The organism is Leucobacter massiliensis, assembly GCF_002982315.1.
GTDB lineage: Bacteria > Actinomycetota > Actinomycetes > Actinomycetales > Microbacteriaceae > Leucobacter > Leucobacter massiliensis.
The window spans coordinates 320,897-343,991 of record NZ_MWZD01000017.1 but is presented as its reverse complement, the minus strand read 5'-3'; the positions used below and the strand labels follow the sequence as shown (position 1 = coordinate 343,991).

General features: G+C 69.5%; 19 protein-coding genes and 1 tRNA gene. 7 read left to right on the top strand and 13 right to left on the bottom strand.

Annotated features, from left to right (window positions below; genetic code table 11):
• Positions 1-77: 77 nt before the first annotated feature.
• Both B4915_RS08415 and B4915_RS08410 read left to right on the top strand, forming a co-directional pair.
• Complete coding sequence (locus tag B4915_RS08415) at positions 78-866, top strand: ABC transporter permease (protein ID WP_245907409.1); 789 nt, start codon at positions 78-80, stop codon at positions 864-866.
• A complete protein-coding gene (locus B4915_RS08410; protein WP_105805356.1) occupies positions 866-1,624 on the top strand; it encodes an ABC transporter ATP-binding protein in 759 nt (252 codons plus the stop codon). Before B4915_RS08415 ends, B4915_RS08410 begins: the two co-directional genes overlap by 1 nt.
• Positions 1,625-1,716: 92 nt before the next feature.
• On the opposite strand, the gene B4915_RS08405 is transcribed toward B4915_RS08410, so the two are convergent.
• A complete protein-coding gene (locus B4915_RS08405; RefSeq protein ID WP_105805355.1) occupies positions 1,717-2,940 on the bottom strand; it encodes a hypothetical protein in 1,224 nt (407 codons plus the stop codon).
• Positions 2,941-3,032: 92 nt separating this feature from the next.
• On the opposite strand from B4915_RS08405, the gene B4915_RS08400 reads away from it, so the two are divergent.
• A complete protein-coding gene (locus tag B4915_RS08400) occupies positions 3,033-4,067 on the top strand; it encodes a glycosyltransferase family 2 protein (protein WP_281258209.1) in 1,035 nt (344 codons plus the stop codon).
• A gap of 58 nt (positions 4,068-4,125) precedes the next feature.
• On the opposite strand, the gene B4915_RS08395 is transcribed toward B4915_RS08400, so the two are convergent.
• The 8 genes from B4915_RS08395 to B4915_RS14430 all read right to left on the bottom strand — a co-directional run bounded on the left by B4915_RS08395 (position 4,126) and on the right by B4915_RS14430 (position 16,693).
• A complete protein-coding gene (locus tag B4915_RS08395; RefSeq protein WP_105805353.1) occupies positions 4,126-6,495 on the bottom strand; it encodes a CDP-glycerol glycerophosphotransferase family protein in 2,370 nt (789 codons plus the stop codon).
• Between the two features lie 158 nt (positions 6,496-6,653).
• On the bottom strand, positions 6,654-8,372 hold the full coding sequence (locus B4915_RS08390; protein ID WP_105805352.1) for a S1C family serine protease: 1,719 nt from the start codon (positions 8,370-8,372) through the stop codon (positions 6,654-6,656).
• Positions 8,373-8,615: 243 nt separating this feature from the next.
• Positions 8,616-11,975, bottom strand: coding sequence for a DUF7507 domain-containing protein (locus B4915_RS08385; protein ID WP_105805351.1), 3,360 nt, complete (start codon positions 11,973-11,975; stop codon positions 8,616-8,618).
• 163 nt (positions 11,976-12,138) lie between these two features.
• The gene (locus B4915_RS08380) at positions 12,139-13,932 is read right to left on the bottom strand and encodes a CAP and S-layer homology domain-containing protein (protein WP_181158504.1); all 1,794 of its coding nucleotides are present in this window, start codon (positions 13,930-13,932) and stop codon (positions 12,139-12,141) included.
• 329 nt (positions 13,933-14,261) lie between these two features.
• Positions 14,262-15,089, bottom strand: a complete 828-nt coding sequence (locus B4915_RS08375; RefSeq protein ID WP_105805349.1) for a hypothetical protein — start codon at positions 15,087-15,089, stop codon at positions 14,262-14,264.
• The gene (locus B4915_RS08370; RefSeq protein ID WP_146120044.1) at positions 15,079-16,089 is read right to left on the bottom strand and encodes a ParB N-terminal domain-containing protein; all 1,011 of its coding nucleotides are present in this window, start codon (positions 16,087-16,089) and stop codon (positions 15,079-15,081) included. Before B4915_RS08370 ends, B4915_RS08375 begins: the two co-directional genes overlap by 11 nt.
• A 50-nt stretch (positions 16,090-16,139) precedes the next feature.
• The gene (locus B4915_RS08365; protein WP_105805347.1) at positions 16,140-16,373 is read right to left on the bottom strand and encodes a hypothetical protein; all 234 of its coding nucleotides are present in this window, start codon (positions 16,371-16,373) and stop codon (positions 16,140-16,142) included.
• A 131-nt stretch (positions 16,374-16,504) separates the two neighbouring features.
• On the bottom strand, positions 16,505-16,693 hold the full coding sequence (locus B4915_RS14430; protein ID WP_146120043.1) for a hypothetical protein: 189 nt from the start codon (positions 16,691-16,693) through the stop codon (positions 16,505-16,507).
• A gap of 155 nt (positions 16,694-16,848) precedes the next feature.
• Here B4915_RS14430 and B4915_RS08355 point away from each other — a divergent pair.
• Positions 16,849-16,922 (top strand) — tRNA-Met (locus B4915_RS08355).
• 754 nt (positions 16,923-17,676) lie between these two features.
• Here the strand turns inward: B4915_RS08355 and B4915_RS08350 are convergent.
• Entirely contained in the window at positions 17,677-17,955 is a 279-nt protein-coding gene (locus tag B4915_RS08350) for a helix-turn-helix domain-containing protein (RefSeq protein WP_219845099.1), read from the bottom strand.
• Positions 17,956-18,158: 203 nt separating this feature from the next.
• Here B4915_RS08350 and B4915_RS08345 point away from each other — a divergent pair, with 203 nt between their 5' ends.
• From B4915_RS08345 to B4915_RS08335, 3 genes are read left to right on the top strand one after another with little or no spacing between them, the layout of a single operon-like run.
• Positions 18,159-19,010, top strand: a complete 852-nt coding sequence (locus B4915_RS08345) for an LppP/LprE family lipoprotein (RefSeq protein WP_105805344.1) — start codon at positions 18,159-18,161, stop codon at positions 19,008-19,010.
• Between the two features lie 21 nt (positions 19,011-19,031).
• Positions 19,032-19,835 carry a hypothetical protein gene (locus B4915_RS08340; protein WP_146120042.1) on the top strand — a complete coding sequence of 268 codons (804 nt, stop codon included), beginning with the start codon at positions 19,032-19,034 and terminating at the stop codon, positions 19,833-19,835.
• Entirely contained in the window at positions 19,832-20,668 is an 837-nt protein-coding gene (locus B4915_RS08335) for a hypothetical protein (protein ID WP_105805342.1), read from the top strand. Before B4915_RS08340 ends, B4915_RS08335 begins: the two co-directional genes overlap by 4 nt.
• Before the next feature lie 97 nt (positions 20,669-20,765).
• Here B4915_RS08335 and B4915_RS08330 read toward each other — a convergent pair whose 3' ends face one another.
• The 3 genes from B4915_RS08330 to B4915_RS08320 all read right to left on the bottom strand — a co-directional run bounded on the left by B4915_RS08330 (position 20,766) and on the right by B4915_RS08320 (position 23,035).
• A complete protein-coding gene (locus B4915_RS08330) occupies positions 20,766-22,043 on the bottom strand; it encodes a relaxase/mobilization nuclease domain-containing protein (RefSeq protein ID WP_181158503.1) in 1,278 nt (425 codons plus the stop codon).
• A gap of 53 nt (positions 22,044-22,096) precedes the next feature.
• Positions 22,097-22,555, bottom strand: a complete 459-nt coding sequence (gene mobC / locus B4915_RS08325; RefSeq protein ID WP_105805340.1) for a plasmid mobilization relaxosome protein MobC — start codon at positions 22,553-22,555, stop codon at positions 22,097-22,099.
• Between the two features lie 207 nt (positions 22,556-22,762).
• Entirely contained in the window at positions 22,763-23,035 is a 273-nt protein-coding gene (locus tag B4915_RS08320; RefSeq protein WP_105805339.1) for a hypothetical protein, read from the bottom strand.
• Between the last annotated feature and the right edge of the window lie 60 nt (positions 23,036-23,095).

Sequence of the window (23,095 nt, the reverse complement as noted above, 5' to 3'; positions counted from 1 at the left end):
GACCGCCGCCGCCCGACCGAGGCGCCGCGTGTGCGCCGATGCGGGCCCACACCACCGGAGCGGGCAGAATAGCTGTCGTGACTTCCTCCTCCGAGTACCGGCCGCTGCGCTCGAGCGCGTGGTCGTCGCTGTGGCTGCTGAGCCGACGCGACCTGAAGGTGCGCTACTCCACATCCGTTCTCGGCTATCTGTGGTCGATCCTCGACCCCCTGCTCATGAGCCTGATCTACTGGTTCATCTTCACCCAGGTGTTCTCCCGCACAGTCGGCGAGGCTCCCTACATCGTCTTCTTGCTCACCGCCATGCTGCCGTGGGTGTGGTTCAACGGCGCCGTCTCCGATTCGACCCGCGCCTTCCTGCGCGACGTGCGGCTCGTGCGCTCGGTGTCGCTGCCGCACTGGATCTGGGTCGGCCGCATCGTGTGCTCGAAGGGAGTCGAGTTCCTGCTCAGCCTGCCCGTGCTGGCGGTCTTCGCCTTCGCTTCCGGCGCCCGTCCGGGCTGGGGACTGCTCCTCCTGCCGCTCGCGATCGTGCTGTTCACCGCGCTGATCCTGGGTATCGGCCTCATCATCGCTCCGCTCACGGTCTTCTTCCGCGACCTCGAACGTGCCAGCAAGCTCGTGCTGCGGGTCCTCTTCTACGGCTCCCCCGTGATCTACGGGGCCGCCGATCTCCCCGCCTTCGCGCAGCCGCTCGCCTGGCTCAACCCGCTCTCGGGGATCTTCGCGCTCTTCCGCGCCGGCTTCTTTCCCGATCAGCTGAACTGGCCGCTCATCGGCGTCTCTGCGGCGCTCTCGATTGCGATCCTGCTGATCGGCATGCTCGTCTTCCGCCGGACCATCGGCGGCGTCCTGAAGGAGCTGTGATGACCGGCCAGACGACGGCACACGACGAGGCGATCATCTCCGCCCGTGATCTGGGCGTGCGGTTCCGGCGCAATCGAGGTTCGCGGCGCAGTTTCAAGGACCTGCTCTCGAGTCGCGCTCGGCGCAGCCGGCCGGGCGAGTTCTGGGCGCTGCGCGGCGTCTCCTTCGAGGTGCGCGCGGGCGAGGCGATCGGCGTGGTCGGGCGGAACGGCCAGGGCAAGTCGACGCTGCTGAAGCTCGTCGCCGGCGTGCTGTTCCCTGACGAGGGCCGCGTGCGGGTGCGCGCCGGGGTGGCACCGCTGATCGAGATCACCGGCGGTTTCGTCGGCGATCTCACCGTGCGCGACAACGTGCAGCTCGCGGCAGGGCTGCACGGCCTGAGCAGGCGCCAGATCGCGGACCGCTTCGACGAGATCATCGCTTTCGCTGAGGCCGAGGAGGTGGTCGACACTCCCTTCAAGCATCTGTCGAGCGGCATGAAGGTGCGCGTCGCATTCTCGCTGATCTCACAGCTGGACGAGCCCGTGCTGCTCGTCGACGAGGTGCTCGCGGTGGGCGACCGGGCTTTCAGGGCGAAGTGCTACCGCCGCATCGAGCAGTTGCTGGCCGAGGGCAAGACGCTGTTCCTGGTTTCGCACAGTGAACGAGATCTGCGCCGCTTCTGCAGCCGCGGACTCTACCTCGACGGCGGCCGGCTCGCGCTCGACGGCCCCATCGACGAGGTGCTCGAACGCTACAACCGGGACCACCCGGCGTAGCGACGACGTCGGCTCCGGCTCCCGCAGCGGGGCCGGCACGTCACCAGGCCGTCTCGCGGACGCGGGCGAGCCCCGCCCTGTCGTTCCGCCCCTCAGCCGCGCGAGCGCCACTCCTCGGCGCGCGCCAGCAGCTCACGGATCGCCGCGTGGAAGCGGGCAGTCGGGGCGCCCGGACTGGTGTCGCCGAAGTAGTGCCGCGACCAGGTGCCGAGCCGTTCACGCGCCGCGGAGTCGCCGATCACCCGGTCCAGCTGCGCGACGATGTCCGGCGCCTCGGCGGCTCCCAGCCACTCGCAGACGCTGAGATAGCCGCCCTCGTCGACGACCGCATCGGGCGCAGTCGGCCTCGTCACCATCAGCGGCTTGCCCGTCGCCAAGCGATCGTAGACCATCGCCGAGATGTCGCAGATCGCCACGTCCGGGAGGCTGAGCTGCCAGCCGAGCGTCGGGGCGTCATCGAAGACGTGCCGGGCGGCGGGATCCTTCGCGTTCGCCTCCTCGAGCATGGCGATGATGCGGCGATTGGCCGCACCGAAGGCCGGATCGACGACGCCGCTGCGCGGGTGGGGACGGTACACCACGCGGTGCCTGCCGCTCGCGACGAGCGCGCGCACGAGCGTCTCGCCGTGCGTGAGCACGGAGCCGTAGCTGGCCGCGGGCCGGTCCCCCTCCCAGGTCGGCGCGTACAGGACCACGGTGCGCCCGTCGGGCTCGAAGGGCGGGCGCCCACCCAGGTGATCGGCCTGCGGCCGTCCGATCGGGATCGTGCGCCGTTCCACGTCGTACTCCCAGAGCGCGCGCGACAGGCGCTCGCGTGCCGCGTCACCCGCGACGAAGGCGTAGTCGTACGCCTTGTGCTGGTTGCTCGTCATGTACATCTTGTCGCTCTCGCCGTGGTTCACGAACACGTGCCACCGCCGGCCGTAGCGCATCATCTGGAAGTTGCGCGTGTTCTGGTTCACGTAGAGGATCACCTCGAGCGGCTGCTCCTCGAGCACCCGCTCGATGTCGGTGACCTTCTGCACGAAGGCGACGTCGAGTCCGCTCTCACGGCTCAGGCGGAGCGCACCGGCCGCATTGCGCGCCAGCACGAGCACCGGCAGTTCGCGTGAGAGCTCGCGCAGCGGCGCATACCACTGCCGCATCTGATAGATGTTCACGTCGCTGTCGGCGAAGTAGACGCCGACGCGGTAGCGGCCCTCCGGGAGGGGCCCGCGTTCCTCCAGCAGGGATCGCAGCTCGAAATAGGATCGTCTTCCCTTGAGCACCCGTCGCGTCAGGCGCACCGCCCGCTTCGCATCCTTCGCCAGTTGCATCCCCCCAGGGTAGCCCGCCGCAGCTGTGGGAGACTTGCTTATGGAGCGTCGTTTACGCGTTTTTAGAGATACTTTCCTGATTCAGCTCATGTATCAGCCCGCTGCCGGCCCAGCCGCCGGTCAGCTACGTGATGCCGGTCCTCAACGAGGAACCGTTCCTGGAGTCCGCGGTGCGCACCATCCTGGCTCAGGACTACGCCGGCGAGAAGGAGCTCGTGCTCGCCCTCGGCCCCTCGCGGGACCGCAGCGACGACATCGCGCGAAGACTCGCCGCCGAGGATCCGCGGGTGCGGCTCGTGCCCCACCCCGAGCGAGACATTCCGGCGGGGCTCAACCCCGCGGGGGCCGCGAGCCGCCACCCCATCGTGGTCAGGGTCGATGCGCACTCCGAGCTCACCCCCGACTACACGCGGCTCGGGATCGCCGCGCTCCAGCGCGAGGGGGCCGCGAACGTGGGCGGCATCATGCGCGCCGCCGGCCGCGGACCCGTGCAGCGGGCGATCGCTCGCGGCTACAACAGCCCCTTCGGGCTGGGTGGGGGGGCGTACCACGGCGACGGCCGCGCGGGCCCGGCGGAGTCCGCCTACCTCGGCATCTTCCGGCGGGAGGCCCTCGACGCGGTCGGCGGCTACGACCCGGCGATCCTGCGTGGCGAAGACTGGGAGCTGAACCTGCGATTGCGCCGGGCCGGCTACACCGTGTGGTTCGAGCCCGCACTGGGCGTGACCTACTGGCCGCGCGCCTCGCTCGGGGACCTCGCTCGCCAGTTCTTCGCCACCGGCACCTGGCGCGCCGTGCTCGTCCGCCGCTACGGCCGCGAGAACCCCTGGCGGTTCTTCGTGCCCGGGGCGCTCGTGCTCGGGATCGCGACGAGCCTGGTGGCGCTCGCGCTCGGCGCTCTCGGGTTCCTTCCGCTGGCCTCCGGCTGGGCCGTGCTGCTCGCGCCGCTCGCGCTGTACGCGCTCGGGATCGCGGTGGCCGTGCTCCGGATCCCCGGGCAGCGGGGGGCGCGGGACCGCGTCCTCACCGCCGCGGCGCTCGTCACGATGCACCTGAGCTGGGGCTCCGGTTTCCTCCGGGGGATCCTGCTGGGCGGCGGCCGGGTCGTCGACCGCTCGCGGATCTGAGCGGCGCGCGGCTCCCCGGCGGCAGGATCGCCCGCCCGGGCCGTCGCGCTTCCCGCACCTACTCGCGGGGCAGAGCACCCCGCTCCGCGAGTACCTCGACCACGCGCTCGGCGGCGTGGCCGTCGTCGTGGGGCGCATAGCGGGCGCGCCATTCCGCGGCGCGGCCGGCGCAGGCGCGGAGCCACTCGGCCTCGGCGCCCTCGGAGGCGAGTTCGTGCGCGCGCGCGACGAGGGCTTCGCGTTGCGTCAGGAGCGGCCCGGGAGCCTCCCGCTCGAAGTCGAGGGTGAAACCGCGTTCCCGATCGCGGTAGGCGGCCAGATCGGGCACGAAGAACGCCATCGGCACGCGCGCCACGGCGGCGTCGAACATGATCGAGGAGTAGTCGGTGACCAGGAGATCCGCGGCGAGGATGACGTCGTTGACGTCCGGGTGACGAGAGGCGTCGATCACGCGCGCTCCGCCGTAGGCACCGAAGGCGTGCGTGCGCGTGTGACCGCGGGCCACGACGACCCACTCGTCCCCCAGCTCCTCGGCGAGGCGGCGGACGTCGAGCTCGTCCACGAGCGTCAGGCCGCCGTCGCGCCACGTCGGCGCGTAGGCGAGGACCCGCGCGTCTGCGTCGATCCCGAGCGCCGCACGCGCAGCCCGGACGGCGACCGGGTTCGGCCGGTCCCCCGCCACGGAGCGGGCGAGCCGGTCGTCACGGGGGTAGCCGAGCTCGAGGATCTCCCCGCGATAGGCGTAGCTGCTGCGGAACTGGCCGCTCGAGTGGTCGTTCTGCGACAGCAGGAGGCTCCACCTGCGACTCTCGCGGCGGATCGCGATGCGCGTGCGCAGGCCGACATCGGGCCTGCCGAGAGCGAGGTGCTTGAGCATGGTGCCGTGCCACGTCTGCAGGACCGTCTGCCCCCGTGCCCTGCGAAAGCCGAAACGCAGCCAGTCGTTGACGACGAGGAGGCGGGCGGTGCGGCGCGCCGCAAGCCACTCGCGCCCGCCGACGAGCAGGGGGATCGCTCCCGGCGGGACCTGCTGCGTCTCGCTCGTGACGCTCCAGTAGCGCGTGACGCCGGGGAAGCGGCCGGCGATCTCCCGGTCGATGGCGAGCGGATTGCAGCCGATCTGGCGCCCGTAGAAACTCTCGAAGAAGACCGCTCCGGGGACGACGAGCTCGCGCGCGGGCCTCCGCAGCCGCCGGATCTCGGCGAGCACCCGTTCGGCCGCCCCTCCCTCGGGGTGCGCGTGGTAGCGGGCCGCCAGAGCTCGGGCTTCCGCCCCGGCGAGGCGCGCCTCCCGGGATCCCGGTGCGAGCTCGACGATCCGTGCCGCCACGGCTCCCCAGTCGCGCAGCACGCGCCCGGCGCTCGTCACTTCGAGGGGCTCGTAAAGGCCGCGGCTCGCACCGTAGCGTTCAAGGTCGGGGGCGAACCAGACGATCGGCCGGCCGAGCAGCGCGAAGTCCAGCGCGATCGATGAGTAGTCGGTGATCACCGCGTCGACGCCTCCCAGCAGCGGCGTCGGGTCGCGCAGGAGATCGCTGCCGAGGGCGTGGATGCGATCGCCCAGGAGCCCGTCGCTCGTGCCTCGCCCGAGCGGGTGACGGCGCACGAGCAGGTGGGCGCCGCTCTGTTCGAGTGCGGCACGCAGCAGCTCCGCCTCCGCCTCGTCGGGTACGGCCGGGTCGGGTTCGCCGTCGCGCCACGTCGGGGCGTACAGCAGCAGGGTGGCGTCAGCGGGGATCTCGGTGCCCGCCTCCGCCAGGATCCGGCGCAACTCCCCCCGGGCGCGCTCAGCGAGCATCGGCTCGCGCGCCTGGGCCGCGAGCGCGTCGTCGCGCGGATCGCCGAGCACGCGCACCTTGCCCGGTACGACGCGGAAGGCGGAGCGGAGGCGCTCCGCGGCGATCGGCGAGCCTGCCACGAAGAGGTCGACCTCGCGGGATCCCGCAAGGTACATGCGCCGGAGGACGGCGCGGATGGGCGCCGGTGCGCGCAGCTCCGTGGTGACGGGCGAGTCGAGGTGGAGCCGCTTGAGGGGCGCACCATGCCAGAGCTGCACCACCGTGGCGCCGGTGACGCCGAAGCGGTTGACGTCGCCGAGTCCGTGCGTGACCACGATCTGCCCGGCACGCAGCGTCGCCCAGAAGCCGGCGCGAGATCGCCGGTGCACCGGCTCGAAGCCTTCGGCGCGGGCGGCATCCGCCTCGGCCTCGTCGGCGACGAGCCACACAATGGCGGCCTCGGGATCGTCGCGGCGCAGGACACGCGCGACGGCGAGGGCGCCTTCCCCCACGCCCACTCCGCTCCCGAACGCCCAGCGACGGGGGTCCCTGGGGACGAACCAGGACAGCAGGGCGGCGAGCAGGTAACGGGGAATGGCGAGGAGCTTGCTGAGGTTTCCACTCGCGAAGGTGAATCCTGGGCTGCTCACCCCACCACTGTAAGCCATTTCGGCAGCGGTCCCGCCGCGGCAGAGGGGACTCGCGAGCGGTGTGAATCCGGCGCGGAGCTCCGTGCGACGGCGGGCGCCGCGGATGCCCCGAGGGGTCCGCGGCGCCCGCGCGCGAAGGGGTCAGCGGCTTCTGAGACTCACCACTCCAGCGTGCCGAGCGTGGCCTCCGTCTGCCCGGCCCTGCCGTCGCGGCTGTAGTCGATCGTCACCTTGCTGTCGCCGGGATGCAGGCGGATCAGCGCGGAGACCGAGGTGCCGTCGACTGCGGGGACCCCGTCGACCGCGGTGATCACGTCGCCCGCGCGCAGGCCGGCCTTGTCGGCCGCGCCGCCTCGGGTCACGTCGACCAGCAGGCCGCCGGCCACGTTCGCGTCAGCGTCCGTATCCTGCGAGGAATCGCCGACCGAGGCACCGAGCAGCCCGTGCGAGGGCTGCTCCCCTGCGATGATCTGCTCGGCAACGCGGCTCGCGAGGTTCGACGGGATGGCGAAGCCGAGGCCGACGCTGCCCGCCGTCTCCCCCGAGGCCGCCGTCGAGGCGATGGCGACGTTGATCCCGATCAACTCGCCGTTGCCGTTGAGGAGCGCGCCTCCGGAGTTGCCGGGGTTGATCGAGGCGTCGGTCTGGATGACGGGGAGGGTGACGGTGCCGCCCGTGCTCTGCTGAGGCTGCTGCTGCTCGTCGGGCAGGCCGAAGCGGAAGTCCCAGGGGAACCCGTTGCCGCCGTCGCCTCCTTCGCCTCCGTCGCCGCCCTGGCCACCGTCGTCGGGTGTGGAGGGGTTCTGTGGGATGAGCGGGCTGCCCACGGAAATGCCGCGGTTGAGCGCGCTCACGACGCCGCTGGTGACCGTGTTGGGCAGGTTGAGCGGCGCACCGATCGCGACCGTCAGGTCTCCCACGTCGAGCTTGTCGGAGTCGGCGACCTTGATGGGCGTCAGCCCATCCGCGTCGATCTTGACCACGGCGAGGTCGGCGTACGGGTCGACACCGACGAGCTCGCCGTCGAAGATGCGGCCGTCGCTCAGCTTGACGCGTATGGTCGCGCCCTCCTCGGCTGCCCCGTCGAGGGTGACCACGTGCGCATTCGTGACGATGTATCCGTCCTCGCTGAAGATCACACCAGAGCCGGAACCCGCTGCGGAGCTGCTCGACACCTCAAGCGTGACGACGCTCGGTGTGGCGACCGCGGCGACCCCGGAGATCGCCGTCGCGTTCTCGGCGTTGTTGAGCGTGATCGACCCTCCGCCACCCGCGGCGTTGCTCTGGGGTCCGATGTTGGAGGCCACGACCGCAGCGACCCCGCCACCGACCACCCCGCCGATCAGGGCACCGGCCGCGAGGCCGGCGAGGAGCGCGCCTGCACGGCTCTTCGGCTGGGCCTGGTGACGATGGTCCTGCTCATGCGCGCCGGCGCCGAGGCCGTGGGGAACGGTGTGCGGGTGCTCCGCTCCGAGCGGCTGCTGGGACGCAGAGGCGAACTGGTGCTGCGGGAGGTGCGAGCCGGAGTCGTGCCCTGGCGCCTGCTGCTGCGGATGGCCGTGCGGCGCCGGCTGCGAAACCGGGTACGGCTGCTGTTCCGTCTGCGGATACCCGGAGTGCTGGGCCGGGTCGGGGTGGTGGGGCTGCTGGGCGGCGGCCGGCCTGGTGAGATCGTGCGCCGCGCCCGCGCCGGGGAGCGGAACCGTGGGCTGCGTCGGCTGCTGACCTGGAACCGCGGCCTGCGGCCAGGTGCCGTCCGTGCTCTGGGGCGCGGCACCCCCGGCCGCGGGCGGGAACGACGCGGTGGCGTCGGCGCCGCCCGCGGACGCGGAGGCGCCCTGCGAGCCCTGCTGGTCGTATTCGGGGGTGTTGGTCATCGGAGACTCCCTTCCTGTACGTCCAGCATGAACCCTCAGCCTATGAATTCGGTTTGCGGGTGCTGCATTCCCACTGCACGTCTGCGCTTCCCGATTGATCATCTCGTCGCTTCGCCTGTCACCGGTCACGCTCCTCGCCGGAGAGGCGAAACTCCGCCTTCGCTCGCAAAGCTCGGGCGTGGCACGGACAGAGCTGAGGCCCCGGCCGCGGGGCGGCCGGGGCCTCAGCTCATGCTTGCTCACCTAGACGAAGTCTTTGGCGTCGGCGCACTCGCGCACGGTGTCCGCGGCGTGGCGGCGGCGTGTTACGAGCAGCACCGTGGCTGCGCCTGCGGTCAGCAGTGCGATGCCTGCGAGCATCGGTGCGGCCAGGCCGCTCCCGCCGGTGGTGGCCAGGGGCTGACGGGACGGGACGGGCGGAATCGGCTCCGGGGTGGCCTGGGCGTCGTCCTCGTTGGACCGCACCTCAGGGTTTTCCGGGTCGCCCGGGTTGCCGGTCGCGACGGCGACGTTGACCAGGGCGTCGAGGTTGCCCTGGTCTTCAAGGCTCGGCGTGTAGCTCGCGGTGCAGCTCACCGAGGCGCCCGGAGCGAGCGCCTGCGTCTCCTCGGCGGGGCAGGCGATCTCACTGATGGTGCCGGACCCGTTGAAGGACACCTCCTCGACCGTGACGTTGTACTCAGTCACGGTGCCGGTGTTCGTCACGGTGAAGGTGTACGTGAGCGTGTCACCGGCCTGGTACGTGGGCTGGTCGATGCTCTTCTCGAGGACGAGCTGCGATTCCCAGACGGTCGGCACCTCGGCGGGGTCTTCGTTGGAGTCCACTGGCGTGTCGCCGGGGTCTGTGCCGTGGGCGATCGCGAGGTTGTCGATCCCTCCGGCGTCCACGTCCGCCTGCGTCGCCGTGTAGGTGGCGGTGCATACAGTCGACTCGCCGGGGGCGAGAACCACGTCGGCCGGGCACGCGACCGGGCTCATCTCGCCAGCGCCGGTGAAGTCGAGCTCCTCCACGCTGACCTCGTCGACCGTGACGTTGCCGTCGTTGGTGACTGTGAAGGAGTAGTTCAGCACATCGCCGACGCGGTAGCTGTCGCGGTCAACGGTCTTGTCGAGGGCGAGGCGCGGGGTCTGGATGCCGGGCACTTCGACCTCGCTGGGTGGCGTCTCCACCGGCGGCCCGTCCGGCGGGGTGCCGCTTGCGGTTGCCGCGTTCGTGATCTCGCCGCGGTCGAGGTCCGCCTGCTGCACCGTGTAGCTGGCAGTGCACTCGGTGGACTCGGCCGGTGCGAGGACGACGTCGGCGGGGCACGCGACCGGGGTCATCTCGCCGGCGCCCGAGAACTGCGTCTCGGTGACGGCGATGTCGCGCATGGTCAGGTTGCCCACGTTCGTCACGGTGAAGGTGTAGGTGATGACCTCGCCGGGTGCCGTGTATTCGGTCTTGTCGGCGGTCTTCACGAGTTGCAGCGCCGGTGCGTGCGGTGCGACCGCGACCGCAGACGACGGGTCAGAGGTCACGTCCGGATGCCGGACCGCGTCGCCGTGCGCGACTGCCGTGTTGTCGATCGTGCCCCGGTCCACGTCCTCCTGCGACGCCGGCGTGTAGGTGGCGGTGCACACGGTCGCCTCGCCCGGTGGGAGCACGAGATCGGCGGGGCACGCGAGCGCGAAGAGGCTGCCCGATCCGTTCCACGCGGCCTCCTCGACCGCGATGTTCGTGAGCGTGAGATTCCCCGTGTTCTTCACCGTGAAGCGGTATTCCAGGGTCTGGTCCTTCTCGAAGCTCGTCGACGATGACCAGCCGGGGCTCCCGGCTGCGGGGTTCGCGATCTCTTTCAGCAGGGAGATCACGGGCCGGTCGGCCGCGGGGATCTCCACGTCATCCGGTCGCGAGGCGACGGGGTCCTCGCCGGGCGGAGTGCCCGTTGCGAGGGCCGCGTTGGTGATCGTGCCCCGCTCCACGTCTGCCTGCTGCACCGTGTAGGTGGCGGTGCAGTCCATCCAGGCGCCCGCGCCGAGCGTCGTCGCCGGGCACACCACCGGCGACAGCTCGCCGGCGCCCGAGAACTCGGTCTCGGTCACCGCGACGTTCTCAAGATCGAGGTTCCCGGTGTTCGTCACACGGAAGGTGTACGTCACGACCTCCCCCGCCGCGGAATAGCTGCTGCGGTCCGCGGTCTTCTCCAGCGCGATCGACGGATCACCACCAAACGCCTGCACCTCCGCTTTGGCGTCGACCGCGTTCACCACCCAGTCGTCGATCGACCGGTTATTACCCCACGCCCCGCATCGATCCTCCATCTCGTGGCAGCCTGCGGAGTAGTCGTAGTCCCACCCATGCACGACACCGGACGAGTCCACGCCGTCGCCGGCATCCAGCACGGCCGTGACCGTCGAACGGTTGCTCTTGGACAGGCTGGAATCATCCCACGAAACGGTCTGGTCCCCCGGTTTGTCACCGTTCATGCGCGTGACACGGATGCCGTCACGGCCCTCCACGTCGCGCTGAATGATGTGCATCTCGCCGACCTTGCTGAACAGGATGCGGGCGTTCATCTTCTTTCCCGACACCGGGACCGCCTTCCCGGACTTGTCCTTCCCGTCCCACACGAACGGGTAGGAGCCCGACCCATCGGCGCTCCGGGGGAAGGAGAGGTCGCCGGGATCCCCGTAGGAGTCGTTCCCGTTCGTGTCGATCTGGAGCACGTAGTTGCCCTCGAAACGCGGCGGGATCTTCGCCGTGAACGTCCCGGCGAAGGACCCCGGCTTGGCCTTCACATAGCTGAGCTCCGACTCGTCCTCGAGTCCCTGCTTCGTCAGGGGCGGCGGCGCGACGTACACGGTCTTGCCGGCCATGTTCGCCGTGGCTGGGAGGTCGGCCGCGGGCTGTGCGAAGAAGATGCGGTAGAGGTCGCCGCAGTTCATCGTGGCTTCCTGACCCGAACGGTACTCGACGGACTCATAGGCCGAGATGCAGGAGCCGGCCTCGGTCATGTTCCCGATCGCATCCGCCTGGATCACCGAGTTCATGCCACGGAAGCCCCTGAGCTCCACCCGGTACTGGTAGCCGGTGTCGTTCACCATCCAGAAGTCCAGGTTCGCCTGCGCCGGGTTCTCGCCGTCGGTCTGGCGCGTGTAGTACCGGTTCGTCCACACCCGCCCGTCGACCGCGGTCGACGCGGACGAGCCGGTGCGGGCCTCGATCTCCCAGGAACCCTCCGGGTTGTCGGGGTCTCCGGTGGCGAGGTACACCTGCCACACGCCGTCCTCCGCTGCCGGCCCGTACAGGCGACCTCCGGCGGACCAGGAGTACTCCGTGCCCGTCTGGGACTTGATGTAGTCGGTCTCCTGGTCCGTCTTCACCCACAGGTACTCGCCCGCCTTCACATACGCGAAGAAGGGGCGAGCGCCCTGCCCGAGAATCGACGACGAGGAGTACCCCGTCTCCGCGCGTGCCGGGGTCGCCGCGGTGACGCCGACAGCGGGGATCGTACCGGCCAGCATCAGCCCGGCCAGCAGAGAGGCGGCGAAGCGCCGGCTGCGGCCGCGCTTCGCTCGTGCAGACCGGGGCGGCCCGTCTGCAGTGTGGTGGGTCGATCGCATCGACATCCTCCTTCATGGGGTATCCGTTTGCCTCGGCGAACGACTCCCCTCGGATCGCAGGGAGCCGCTCACCTATGAAGAAGGAGCCCTGCGCGCAGTCACGAAGAACAGCGGCACCTCGGGAACGGAACGCCCGGGGTGCCGCTGAAGAGGAGGGTGTAGCTCAGGGGCGATTCTCAAAGATCTGCGAGGAGGTGACGCACATGAGGCCGTCCCTGAACGTCCGCACGTCGACACCGACGCCAGTGGTATCCCAACTCGAAGTCGTGATGTTGCGAAGATGATCGCTTGAAGCGATCCACCTCTTCACCGCTCCGTTTGCGGCCGAGGCAACCGTGCTGGAACCCGAACCGCAGAAGCGGCCGATGTTCTCCCCGGTGCCCCAGGTGGTGGAGGCGTACTGCTTGCGCCACTCGGTGGTCGAGTGGGTGAAGGTCTCGGTGGCGTTGAGCTGCTGCACCCACGTCCGCGCACCCAACGCGAGGCGGTCGTCCCACACCATCGCCTGCAGCCCCTGCGACACCCGGTACTCGTTGACGAGCCGATGGATCTCCTTCTCGACCGCGGCCGTGTCCAAGCCCAGCACCGTGTACGTGTCGCTGACCATCACCAAGCGCCCGTAGCCCGGCGCGTCAGCTACGGCGATGACCGTGATGGTCGTTCCTTCGTCCCAGAGCGTAAACGTACTCGACGGGCGGTAGAGGTTGCCGACGAAGTCCTCGTCATCGGGGTCGAGACTGCCGCCCGTATCGAGCGCTTTCTGCAGATTGGGAACCCAGTATGTCTTCGGCTGTACCGACCAGGCCCCCGCGTCCACGGACACCGTCTCCGCGGCGCGGATCGACCCGACGATCTTCGGCTTGGTCCCCGTGATCTTCCCGAGCGCGACCGTGACCGGACTGCTCTGCAGCGTGGTCGCCACGTACCCCGGTGCTTGCGCCGTCGCCCGCACCGCGAGCGTCTTCCCGCCGTGCTCGGGAGCGAGCACGAGCGAGGCGCCCGTGCCCACGGTCTTCCCGTCGATCAGCCACGACACGGACGGGGGCACCGCCCACGAGCCCAGCCGAACGGTGACGGTCTTCCCGACCTGCGCCGTCCCCGAGATCGTCGGCCGCGTCCCAGGCGTCGGATCAAGCTGCTTCGGAGCCACCAGGCTCGGCGGCGACGTCATCGACACCGCGACCGCCCCTGGCACGCTCGCCCGCACCCGGACCTGCACCCGCTTCCCCTCGGCCGAGGCATCCAGCACGAGCGAGCGGCCAATCGCCCCCGCAATCGATGCGCCGTCGAGGAACCACTGGTACGTGAACAACACCCCTTCCGGCTGCCAGCCGTCCGTCTGCGCGGTCACGGTCTCCCCCACCGCGGGCGTGCCAGCAATCGTCAGCGAACCGGAATCGATGACCGCCGGCTCACCTGCCAGCCGGTAGAGGAACGCTGCCATCGCCTCACGAGACACCCGCGCCTTCGGCGCGTACTTCGGCTTCCCCGACTTCTGCTTGATCCCGGTAGACAGGCCCTCGGCGTACATCCACGCGATCTCGCGGTAGAACGGATCGCCCCGCCGTAAATCAGCGAATGGCGACACCGCGGGCACGCCGGCGCGAGCGCCTTCGAGGCGGTAGATGAACGCGGCCATCGCCTCGCGCGACACCGTCGCCTTCGGCGCGTACTTCGGCTTCCCCGACGCCTGCTTGATGCCGGTCGACAAGCCCTCCGCGTACATCCACGCGATCTCGTCATAGAACTTATCCCCCGGGCGCACATCCACGAACGGCGACCGAGCAGGACCACGATACGTGGCACCCTCCATCCGGTACAGGAACACAGCCATCGCCTCCCGCGACACGCCGTCCTTCGGCGCATACCGCACCCCCGCGGCCGACTTGATCCCCGTGGACAGGCCCTCCGCATACATCCACGTGATCGGCCGGTAGAACTGATGCGAGCGCGGCACGTCCGCGAACCGCCTGGTCCCCCCGGATACCGGCAAGGTGGCTCCCGCAGTCGCGACACGGGCATCAGCCGCGGACGGCGCTGGAGGGCCTGCGATCGGCGGTGCACCGGGACCGCCCGGGAACAGCCCGCACAGTAACATGACGGCTAAAACTTTGGTTACACCGCGGAGTCCCATTGCTCCTCCTTGCCTGTTTCTGTGAGTATACGACAGCTCCGGGGAGCGTCACGGAACACGGTGCGCACCAGGGCACCTCCTCATCCGGCCCGGCGCCCGCGGTGTCGGCGCCCGAGCGGCCCCGGATCCGCCCCCGATCCGCGGAGCGGATCTCACCTCGCGCTCCCTGCCGCTCGCGTCCGCAAGGTCGCAGCGCCGGCACGGAACTCGCGCCTGAAGCGCGTCAGCGCCCGGGCATGCGACCCCGACTGCGACGGCCGGAAGCCGGGGTCGAGGAGGAACTGGCCCATCAAGCTGGTCGCCGCCGTGTTCGGGCGGGCGCCGCGGGCGATCTTCATCACGGCGACGACCTGCTCGGCCGTGAGCTTCGGGCAGCGACGGTGCGCCGCGATCCGGTCCTCGGCCTCGTACGAGAGGCGCTGCGGCGGGTTCAGCGCAAGCCACCTCAGCAGTTCGTACACCGCCCCGCGCTCCTCCTCGCCCATCGCCTCCGCCAGGACTGCGAACGTCAGCCGAACCACCTCCTCGAGGGGCGTGTACGGCGATTCGCGTTCCGGCACCTCGAATGAGGTCCCCGCGTCCGCCGCCCGCTCCAAGGGGGCGGCCCGCGTCCCCCACTGGCGACGCACCCAGTCGACTGCGCACGCCCACAGGTAGCCGAAGGGGCTCTCGGCAGCAGCCGCCCGCCGCGCCGCACCCTTCTCGCCCCGCCGCCGCGAGGACAGGAGCCGCTCCAGGATCACGTTCGCCGCCTCATCTCGATCCAGCGCATAACCGTAGCTGGCAGCGAGAGCCATGAGCTTGGGCACGAAGAACACGTACAGCTGTTCGATGAACGCGAGCCCCTCCGACTTGCGGAGGAACGCCGCGCCATCCGCCGCGAACTCCGCGAGCGCGGCTCGCTGGCGACGCGCATCGAAGCGGCTGACTCCCGCCGCTCGCGCCGGGAACGGCTCGAACTCGTGCCCGTCACCGGACATCGTCGGCCTCCAGCTCCAGCCCCGTGATGGACTGCTCCGACAGCATCCGTGTCACCTCTCCGCCGACGCGGGACAGCCGGCTCACGGGAATAGGATCCAGCTGGCACTCGCGGACCACCGTCGATGCGAGCGCTCGGGTCAACGCGACGCGTACCGCCCGCAGGGATTCTGCGGCGCCTCGCCCGAGTCTCGCCGCGGCAGCCAGTTCCTCTCCCCAGGAGCCGGCGAACCGCTCGGCGAGTAGCGTCGTCTCCCTCACCGCTTGGTCCAGGATCCTCTCAAGCTCCTGACGTCGCAGCTCCGCCGGATGCAGCGCAGCGCGACGCGCCCGCTCCTGCCGCAGCAGCAAGGCCCTGTGCACCGCATCCACTGGCGCTCCCGGCCTCGTGAGCTTCTCCAGCCCTCGTCGAGCAGCCTCACGCAACTCCTCCGGAACGGACTCCGACTCCGAGAGCGCACGGATTTCCGTGATCTTGTTCAGCGTCTCGATCGACAGGCCCGTCGCTTCCTTCGCCGCCCGCGGCAGCGACACGCGCCCGGCGGGATCCGTGCCCGTCGTCGAGATCCAGTTACTGGAACTTCCAGTAACTGACGACGAATGCGCGGCCGCGCCGATGACACCGCGGGTGAGGAGCCCCCGCGTTCCGCCCTCGGCCTGCCGCCTCCTCGCTCGCGCGCGGAATGCGGGTTCGTAAACGTTCTTCCACGCCTCCTCGAGCTCTACCGGGCTCAGCTGGAGCCGCACTCGGTTCGCTTCCACCTCCAGCAGACGCCGGTCCTCGTCACTCACTCCGTCGAGCACAAGCGCCGAGATGTGCGTCCACCCGGCTTCCTTCGCAGCCTGTAGCCGATGAGCACCGTCGACGAGGACCATGCACGAGTCGACCACGATCGGCTGGAGCTGCAGCTGCCCGCCCAGCGCGTCGAAAGATTCCCTCAACTGACGCACATGCTCGGAGTTCAGCTTCCGCTGCCGCTTCCGCACGATCACCTCATCCACCGAGAGCGGACGCCAGCGCTGACGGAACTCGTGCCGGTTCACCCCCTCGCTCACGCCGCGGCCCCCGGCTGCGCCAGCTCCGCGGCCGCCGCGGCCGGCAGCTGCCTCGCGGTCCACACCAGCCCCTCGGCATCGCCGTGCGCCGCACAGAGGTGCGAGCGATCCGGGTGGGTGCGGCAGGTACAGTCACGCACGCGGTCGGCGTGCGTGCTGCAGTAGCAGCGCAATGAGGCGCAGAGCACGAACGCCCATCCTGCGTCGACCAGGCGAGCCAGTTCCGTCACCTGCTCCTCCCAGCCGCATCCCGCGGGCCTGGGAGTCAGCGGCGCCACCGCAGCGCAGCTCGGTGCGCCGCGTCGCCGTGTCGCGAGTTCGCACCGCACCGCGACCACCTCGCGCCGAACCACGCGCCCCATCAGCGCTCACCCCCGCGCATCACCCGCTCCCCCTCGGCCCGGTGCCACCGCACCGACCGCGCGGACACCGCCCTGACCGGGGCCTTGCCCGCGGCAAGCCGGCGGGCGAGGCCGCCGGCGCGGGCGGAGCGCACCGCGCCCGTGGGCTCGGGGACGGCGCGCGGTCTTCGGGGATCGGTTCTGGACATGGAGTTCCTCCTGAGCGTGCGGATCGTGAACGCGCGATCGCGCGTCACCGTCGATGCTGCGCTTCCGCGCGAGCGTCGCGACACGCCCGCCCACAGCGCTCGGCCGCCCCCGATTCGCACCTCGGCGGGATCCGTGCTACTGTTAATTCTTGTGCCGCGGGGTGGAGCAGTTCGGTAGCTCGCCGGGCTCATAACCCGGAGGTCGTAGGTTCAAATCCTGCCCCCGCAACGAAAAACAGCCCCTGATCAGGTGAAAACCAGGTCAGGGGCTGTTGGCTTTTCTCGTGAAGGTGTCGAAGTACCCGCAAAAGTACCCGCATGATGTTCTGGCGGTAGACAGCGGTAGTCTCAGCGAAGATCGGCGATCCAGCCGCAACGGCGCGAGCTGAGAAGTCGGCGCGGGCCCGGCACGGGTCTGTGACATGTGCCCTGCCCCCGCTTCGCGGGCGCAGGGCACCGTCGTGCCGCCGGTGCTGCGCCGGGTCGGGCATTGAGAGCTCCGCAAAAGGGTGTACGCAGGAATCGGGGCAGTTCGGCGGCGGAGAACCGCAGAATCACGCGGCTAACCGGGCCGCAGGGCTGCCCTAGCGTGCGTACACCCTTTTGCTACTGGGTAACGCAAAAGGGTGTACGCAGGTTCTGCGGCGGATCAGCGGTCAGAAGTGGCGGAGTCACGCGGCAGAACGAGGTCGCGGCGCTGCCGAGAGCGCGTACACCCTTTTGGAGCGCGAGAGGCAAAAGGGTGTACGCACTTTGGTACATGGCTGCGGCGGTCACGCGACTAACTCGCGTGCGTGCGCGTGCGCAGAACGTTGGTAAACCAGGGAAACTGCTCGCCCGGTCGATTGCTCGGGTTTCGGTGGGGCCTGCTGTGCGTACACCCTTTTGCTCGAATCTCGATCTTCTGGCCATCGCCTGAAGTTCCGCGAAAGTGGTACGTGGCACGTTCCTGCGACTGGATATTGGCCGCTCCGGCAGTGCGCCTATTCGTCGTCGTCCTCGGGCGGCGGCTCGTGACCGGTCAGCAGGTCGAACGGGTGCACGCCGATGCTGTCAGCGATCCTGCCGACCGTCGAGAACTGAAGGTTCCGCTGGCCCCGCTCGATGGAGCCGTAGTAGGCCGGACTCAGACCCAGCTCGTTCGCGAGAGCCAGCTGCGAGATGCCGCGCTCCCGACGGTACGCCCGCAGATTCGACGCGAAGATCTGCTTCAGGATCTCTTCGGCCTCGATCTCGGGGTCTTGCTCGGCGGGCATATCCATCAACGCAATCGCGTTTTCCGCTCGAATACGAGACTATTTGAATGGTCTTGACGCGATAAGGTTGGATATGTAGGCGGTCTCGTTCCGCCTCGGCAGAGACGGGAACAACCGCCCGCGCACCTCGCCAGTGCCGGTGTCCTCAGCCCCCTAACGGCCCGACCTGTCGGCGATCACGTCACTACGACAGGAAATGAGGCCCCGTCATGCGCGCCTTGACGAAGAAGTCCATCACGATGAAGGCAGCGGTGGGGGTAGCGCTGCTGATCGCCCTCACCGGCTGCTCGACCCCGAGCGAGCCCGAGCCCAGCGCACCCACCGAGGCAGAAGCCCCGGCACCAAAGGAATGCTCAGGACTCACCGGTCTCGAAGCGCTTGAGAAGTGGGCGAACAAGGTCGAGACCACCCGTGCGTGGGATACCGCAGGCGAGTACAGCGATGTGAGCGGATACGACGAGTGCGCCGAGCTGTCCTACATCGTGCTGCGCCCTGCGGAATGCTGCACCGCGTTCGAGATCACGCCCGTGATGTTCTTCAACCGGGGCCAGTTCATCCCGGCAGCGACCGTAACCGAACGCGCCCAGGCCAGAACACCTGACGCTGTCACGGAGCGCATCGACGACAGCGCCATAGCACTCACCTTCGCAGTGCCAGGAGGCGCGAACACGCCCCCGATCCTCACCACGACTACCTACACCTGGGATGAAGACTCAGGCGCAGTGATCGCCGAAGATCAAGCGCCCGCTACTGAGGAAACAGTGGGCGGCGACGCCAACGGTCACTGGTGCCCTACCGCCGAGAGCAATGATCAGAACGGGTGCGTGACCATCGCCCTGCCGACGGCCACCTACGACAGCGGCGCCACCAAGGAACTCGTTGATCGAGGCGACCTGAACGGCGACGGCGGCATCGCCTACATCGCACCGGGCGCACCGTTCGGCACGTTCTACCCGGCAGGCACCCCCATCGCGCTGCCCGATTACTACGCAGGCACAGACCTGCCTGACCAAGACCGCATTTGGAACGGCCAGACCGCCGTCATGCTGGTGCGCCAGTAGCTCGCGAAAGGAACAGAAGACATGAACACCCAGCCACGAGCACAACTCGAACAGCGAATCGCTGGCCTATTCCACCTGTTGCAGCGCTTCGAGAGCCTGCAACAGCAGAAGGAAGCGGCCTACCAACGTCACGCGCATCTCTACACCCCGTACATCTCGAAGTGGCGCGCCGGAATGTACTGGCTCTGGGTACTGATCGGCACCATCGCACTGACGATCATCGTCACGATGATCTTCTTCGGCGCGATGTCGGCATGGAGCAACGCCTACCAGAGCGACAGCAGCGCCCAGCCGCCTGTCGGTGTGGCCGCGCTCTTCCTCACCCCTCTGCCGGTGGCCTTGATTCTGGCGGGTGTGCTCGTCGCCGTCCGCAATGGGCGAGTGCCCGCGAAGAACGCGCAGATCGAAGCCGCGAACCAGGCTGCCGCGCAGCAGATCGCTCAGCTTGCCGCACCCGAGGTTGGCCCCATCGACGCACAGCTCGCCGCAGCCCGCAAAGAATACCGCGAGAACTACAACGGATGGTTCCCGGAGAAGTACCGCAACTCCGTGGACGTGGGCGCGTGCTGGCACATCGTTCACGATGGCCGCGCATCCACCGTGCAAGAGGCCGTGAACGCGCTCATCGAAGATCAACGCCACCAGGCGATTCTGGACATGCACGCAGCCCAGATCGCTGAGCAGCAGCGGGCCACCCGGGTGGCCCAGGTCAACGGCGTCATCAACGCGAGCATGCAGGGCGCGATGATCGGCACGATGATCGACCAGGGCAACAAGACCCGCGCAGCGATGAACGTACCAGTGACCGTGAGGCTCAAGAAGTGACGCCCGATGCGGCCCCGAGGCGCAAACGCACGCGCTTCTGGGTGCCGCTCATCGCAGCGGCGCTCGTCGCCGGTGGCGGGATCGCCGCCGTTGTCAGCGTGAACACCTACAAGGCCGAGACCGCGCGCCTGTGCGACGTCGCGCTCGAGAACGCCGAGACGGCTCACAACGCTGCCCAGGAGGCGGCTGCATCTGCCACCGATGCGCTGACCGCCGTGGAGAACACCGAGCTACCAGCCGGAGGCACCAGCACCGCCTACGCCGACCGCAAGGCCGTCGAAGAGGTGAAGGCCCAGAAGGCCGAGGGCGACAAGCCCGAGGTCAAGGCCGTGCCCGCTCGCCAGAGCGGCGCGGACTTCGTCAAGGACGTCACCGACGCCAAGGCGGGGCTCGCCGAGGCCGAGGAGGCGCTCGCCGAAGCCTGCGAGACCCGCGACGACGCCGAGCAGGCCACTGCTCAGGCGAAGGCCGTGACCGACGCGGCCAAGGCCCTGGACACCGCGTCCACCGCGCTCACCGAGGACTTCGCCCTCTTCCAGGCCGATGAGGCCGCTCGCCTCGCCGCGGAGAAGAAGGCCGCCGAGGAAGCCGCAGCAGCAGAAGCCGCGCGCCAGGCCGCCGAGCAGGCGGCTGCCGAGGAGGCCGTTCGCCAGGCCGCCGAGCAGCAGAGCTGGGACAGCGGCAACTCCGGCAACAGCGGCAACTGGGGCGGCGACGGCGGGGGCAACCCCGGCGGAGGCGGCGGCAGCAACGGCGGCGGCACGCAGATCGCGCCCCCTCCCGGCCAGAGTGGCGGCGGATGCCCGCCCGACAAGCCCATCTGCTACGGCTGACACCGATCAGATATTTGAGGGCTCAGGAGGTCATCCTGAGCCCTCAAATCTTTCTGGCTGCCGCCGGTGCTGCGCACCGTTGCCCTCAGAAGGGGGGTCACTCCCCGAAGCCGTACTGCTCGGCAGGGGTCTGCGGGCGAGGCTGCTGCCGTTCCTCGCGCATCTCCCTGGCCAGCCGCTCGCGGTCAGTCTCGACCACGAACGGCGCGGGCCTGCGCCGAGGCTTCACAGGCGGCCCGCTGACAGCCTTTGTCGCCTTCGGCGGGGCCGTGCTCACCTCGGGCGCTTCCACAGCCTCAGAAGGGCTCTCGTATGCCGCCACGCGCTCTACCGTCTGCGCCTCGTGCTCTTCCTCGTCTCGCTGGCGGCGGAGTCCCGCGAGCCCACTGCTGAACGACGGTGCCGCCTGCTGCAGCGCGGGGGTCGGTGCGGGCAGAGACTGCGGCTGCGGCTGCGGCTGCGGCTGCGGAGCGATGTTTTGCTCGATACGCGCGAGCGTTGCCGCCGATCCCAACTCGTCGCCGATGCCGTCACGGCCACCGGCGCGAGCGTTGCGCTGCTTGCCGAGCGCGTCGGTGAGCCGGTAGCTGAAGTTCACCGGCACCCCGTCGCCGAAGTCGGTTCCCGTCTTGCTCTTGCGCGTCTTCAGCTCGATGCCGCGAGCGCTGAGCAGATCGCGGTACTCGTCCAGGCTCGTCGCCTCGGCCTGCGCGTCGGCAACCACCGCCCGCAGATGCGCGCGCCAGTCGTTGCCCGCGTGCTGATCCTCAAGCTCGGCAGCGGTCGCGCGGTCGGCCATGCCGACGCGGCGCTCTTCCATTAGCGCCTCGTTGTCGTAGGCCGTGAGCCCGATGGACTGCATGAACTCCTCGTCGGCGAGCACGCTGTCTACCGTGTGCTGCAACCGCCACGCGTTCGTCATCGCGGAGCTGACCGCACGCCCGGCGGCGCGGGCATCCTGCTGCTCGATGAGGCCGTCGGGCTCAGGCTGCTCGCCCTTGCGGGGCTTGCGCCGGTAGATGTGCACCGCGTCGCGGTCGCTGACCGCCGACACGAGGAAGTGCACATGCCACAGGCCACCCACCCCGTCGCGCTGCACCGCGAGCAGGGCAGGGTGACCGGGGTACTGCTTGTTGACAAGGCGCTGCCCGATGCGCAGCGCCTTGAGACCCGCGTCGGGGTCGTCGGGGTCAAGCTCCTCGCGGCTGAACGAGATGTAGCCCATGATGCCCTGGCGCTTGGCACCCTCATTCCCGAACCGGCGGCGGATCGCCGCGAACTGTCCCGGCGCGACCGCCGGGATGATGCCGCCGACACCGCCGACGTAGACGGCGCGGGGCTCTCCCGAACCGTCGTGCGCGGTGCCGCGCACCATGTAGTTGCAGCCGCGACCCGTGCTCGTGGTCGGGCTCATCGCACTCGATGCCATCAGGCAGCCTCGCTCTCGATCATCAGCTCGTGCAGGCCGAGCCACCGGAGCATCTTCTCCGGGTCGCGGCCCAGGTAGAGCCTCGTGTCGCGCAGCGCACGCCGCGTCTGATCGAACACGGCGATCACCTCGTGATCGTGTGCACGCTCCCCAGAGTTGAGGTGCCGCGCGATCTGGTTGAGGTTTGCTCCCACCCGGTCGAGCGCGACCGCGTGCAGCTCGTGCGCTCGTGCGAACCGCTCGAGCGCGTCGCGCACATCGTCGAGCACCGGGGCCGCAGCGACCGCCGCCGCACCGCCGTCGAGCCGACGCAGCATCAGCCGCAGCGCCTTGCTCTGCGTCACGCCCAACGCCTCGGCGACACCGCGCACCAGGCGCATGTCGTCTTCCGTGAGGCGCAGATGCACGTCGTGCACCAACTCCTCGCGCGTCGTCTTCGTCTCTTCACTGTCGTTCATCGTCTCGTCTCCTCGCTCGTCGTCGGCGCACTCCGTGCGGTCACGGGCACCTCACCGCTGCTGTTGCTGGCAGAGTGAGGCGCCCGTGACCCGGCCAGCAACGCATTTGTGGTCGGTTTCGCTGCGCTCACCTCCCACAAATACGGCTGGCAAGGGGCCGGGGCTAAGCCCCGCCCCTTGACCCCAACCCCGGCGTTCGGCATCGGCTCACGCGATCCCGAACGACTCAGCCAACGCGTCGATCAGCGCCGTGCGCTTCATCGACTTCTTGGCCTCGGCACCGTGCTGCGCCGCGTAGGCGGCGCGCAGCACGGCAAGCTCGCGCTCCTCGGCGAGCTGCGCCTCAAGCCTCGCCAGCGCAGCCGCAGCCTCCTCGACGCGCTCAGCGGTGCTCTTCACCGCCGCCCGCACCCTCGGCGAACTCTTCGGCGTCTGGTCACGGTCGGCGGCGTCCAGAGCCGCGTAGTCGATCTCGCTCATCGGTGTACTTCCTTCGTCGTTGTCGTCAGCTCGCACCCGGTCGGGTGCTCGCAGCCGCCA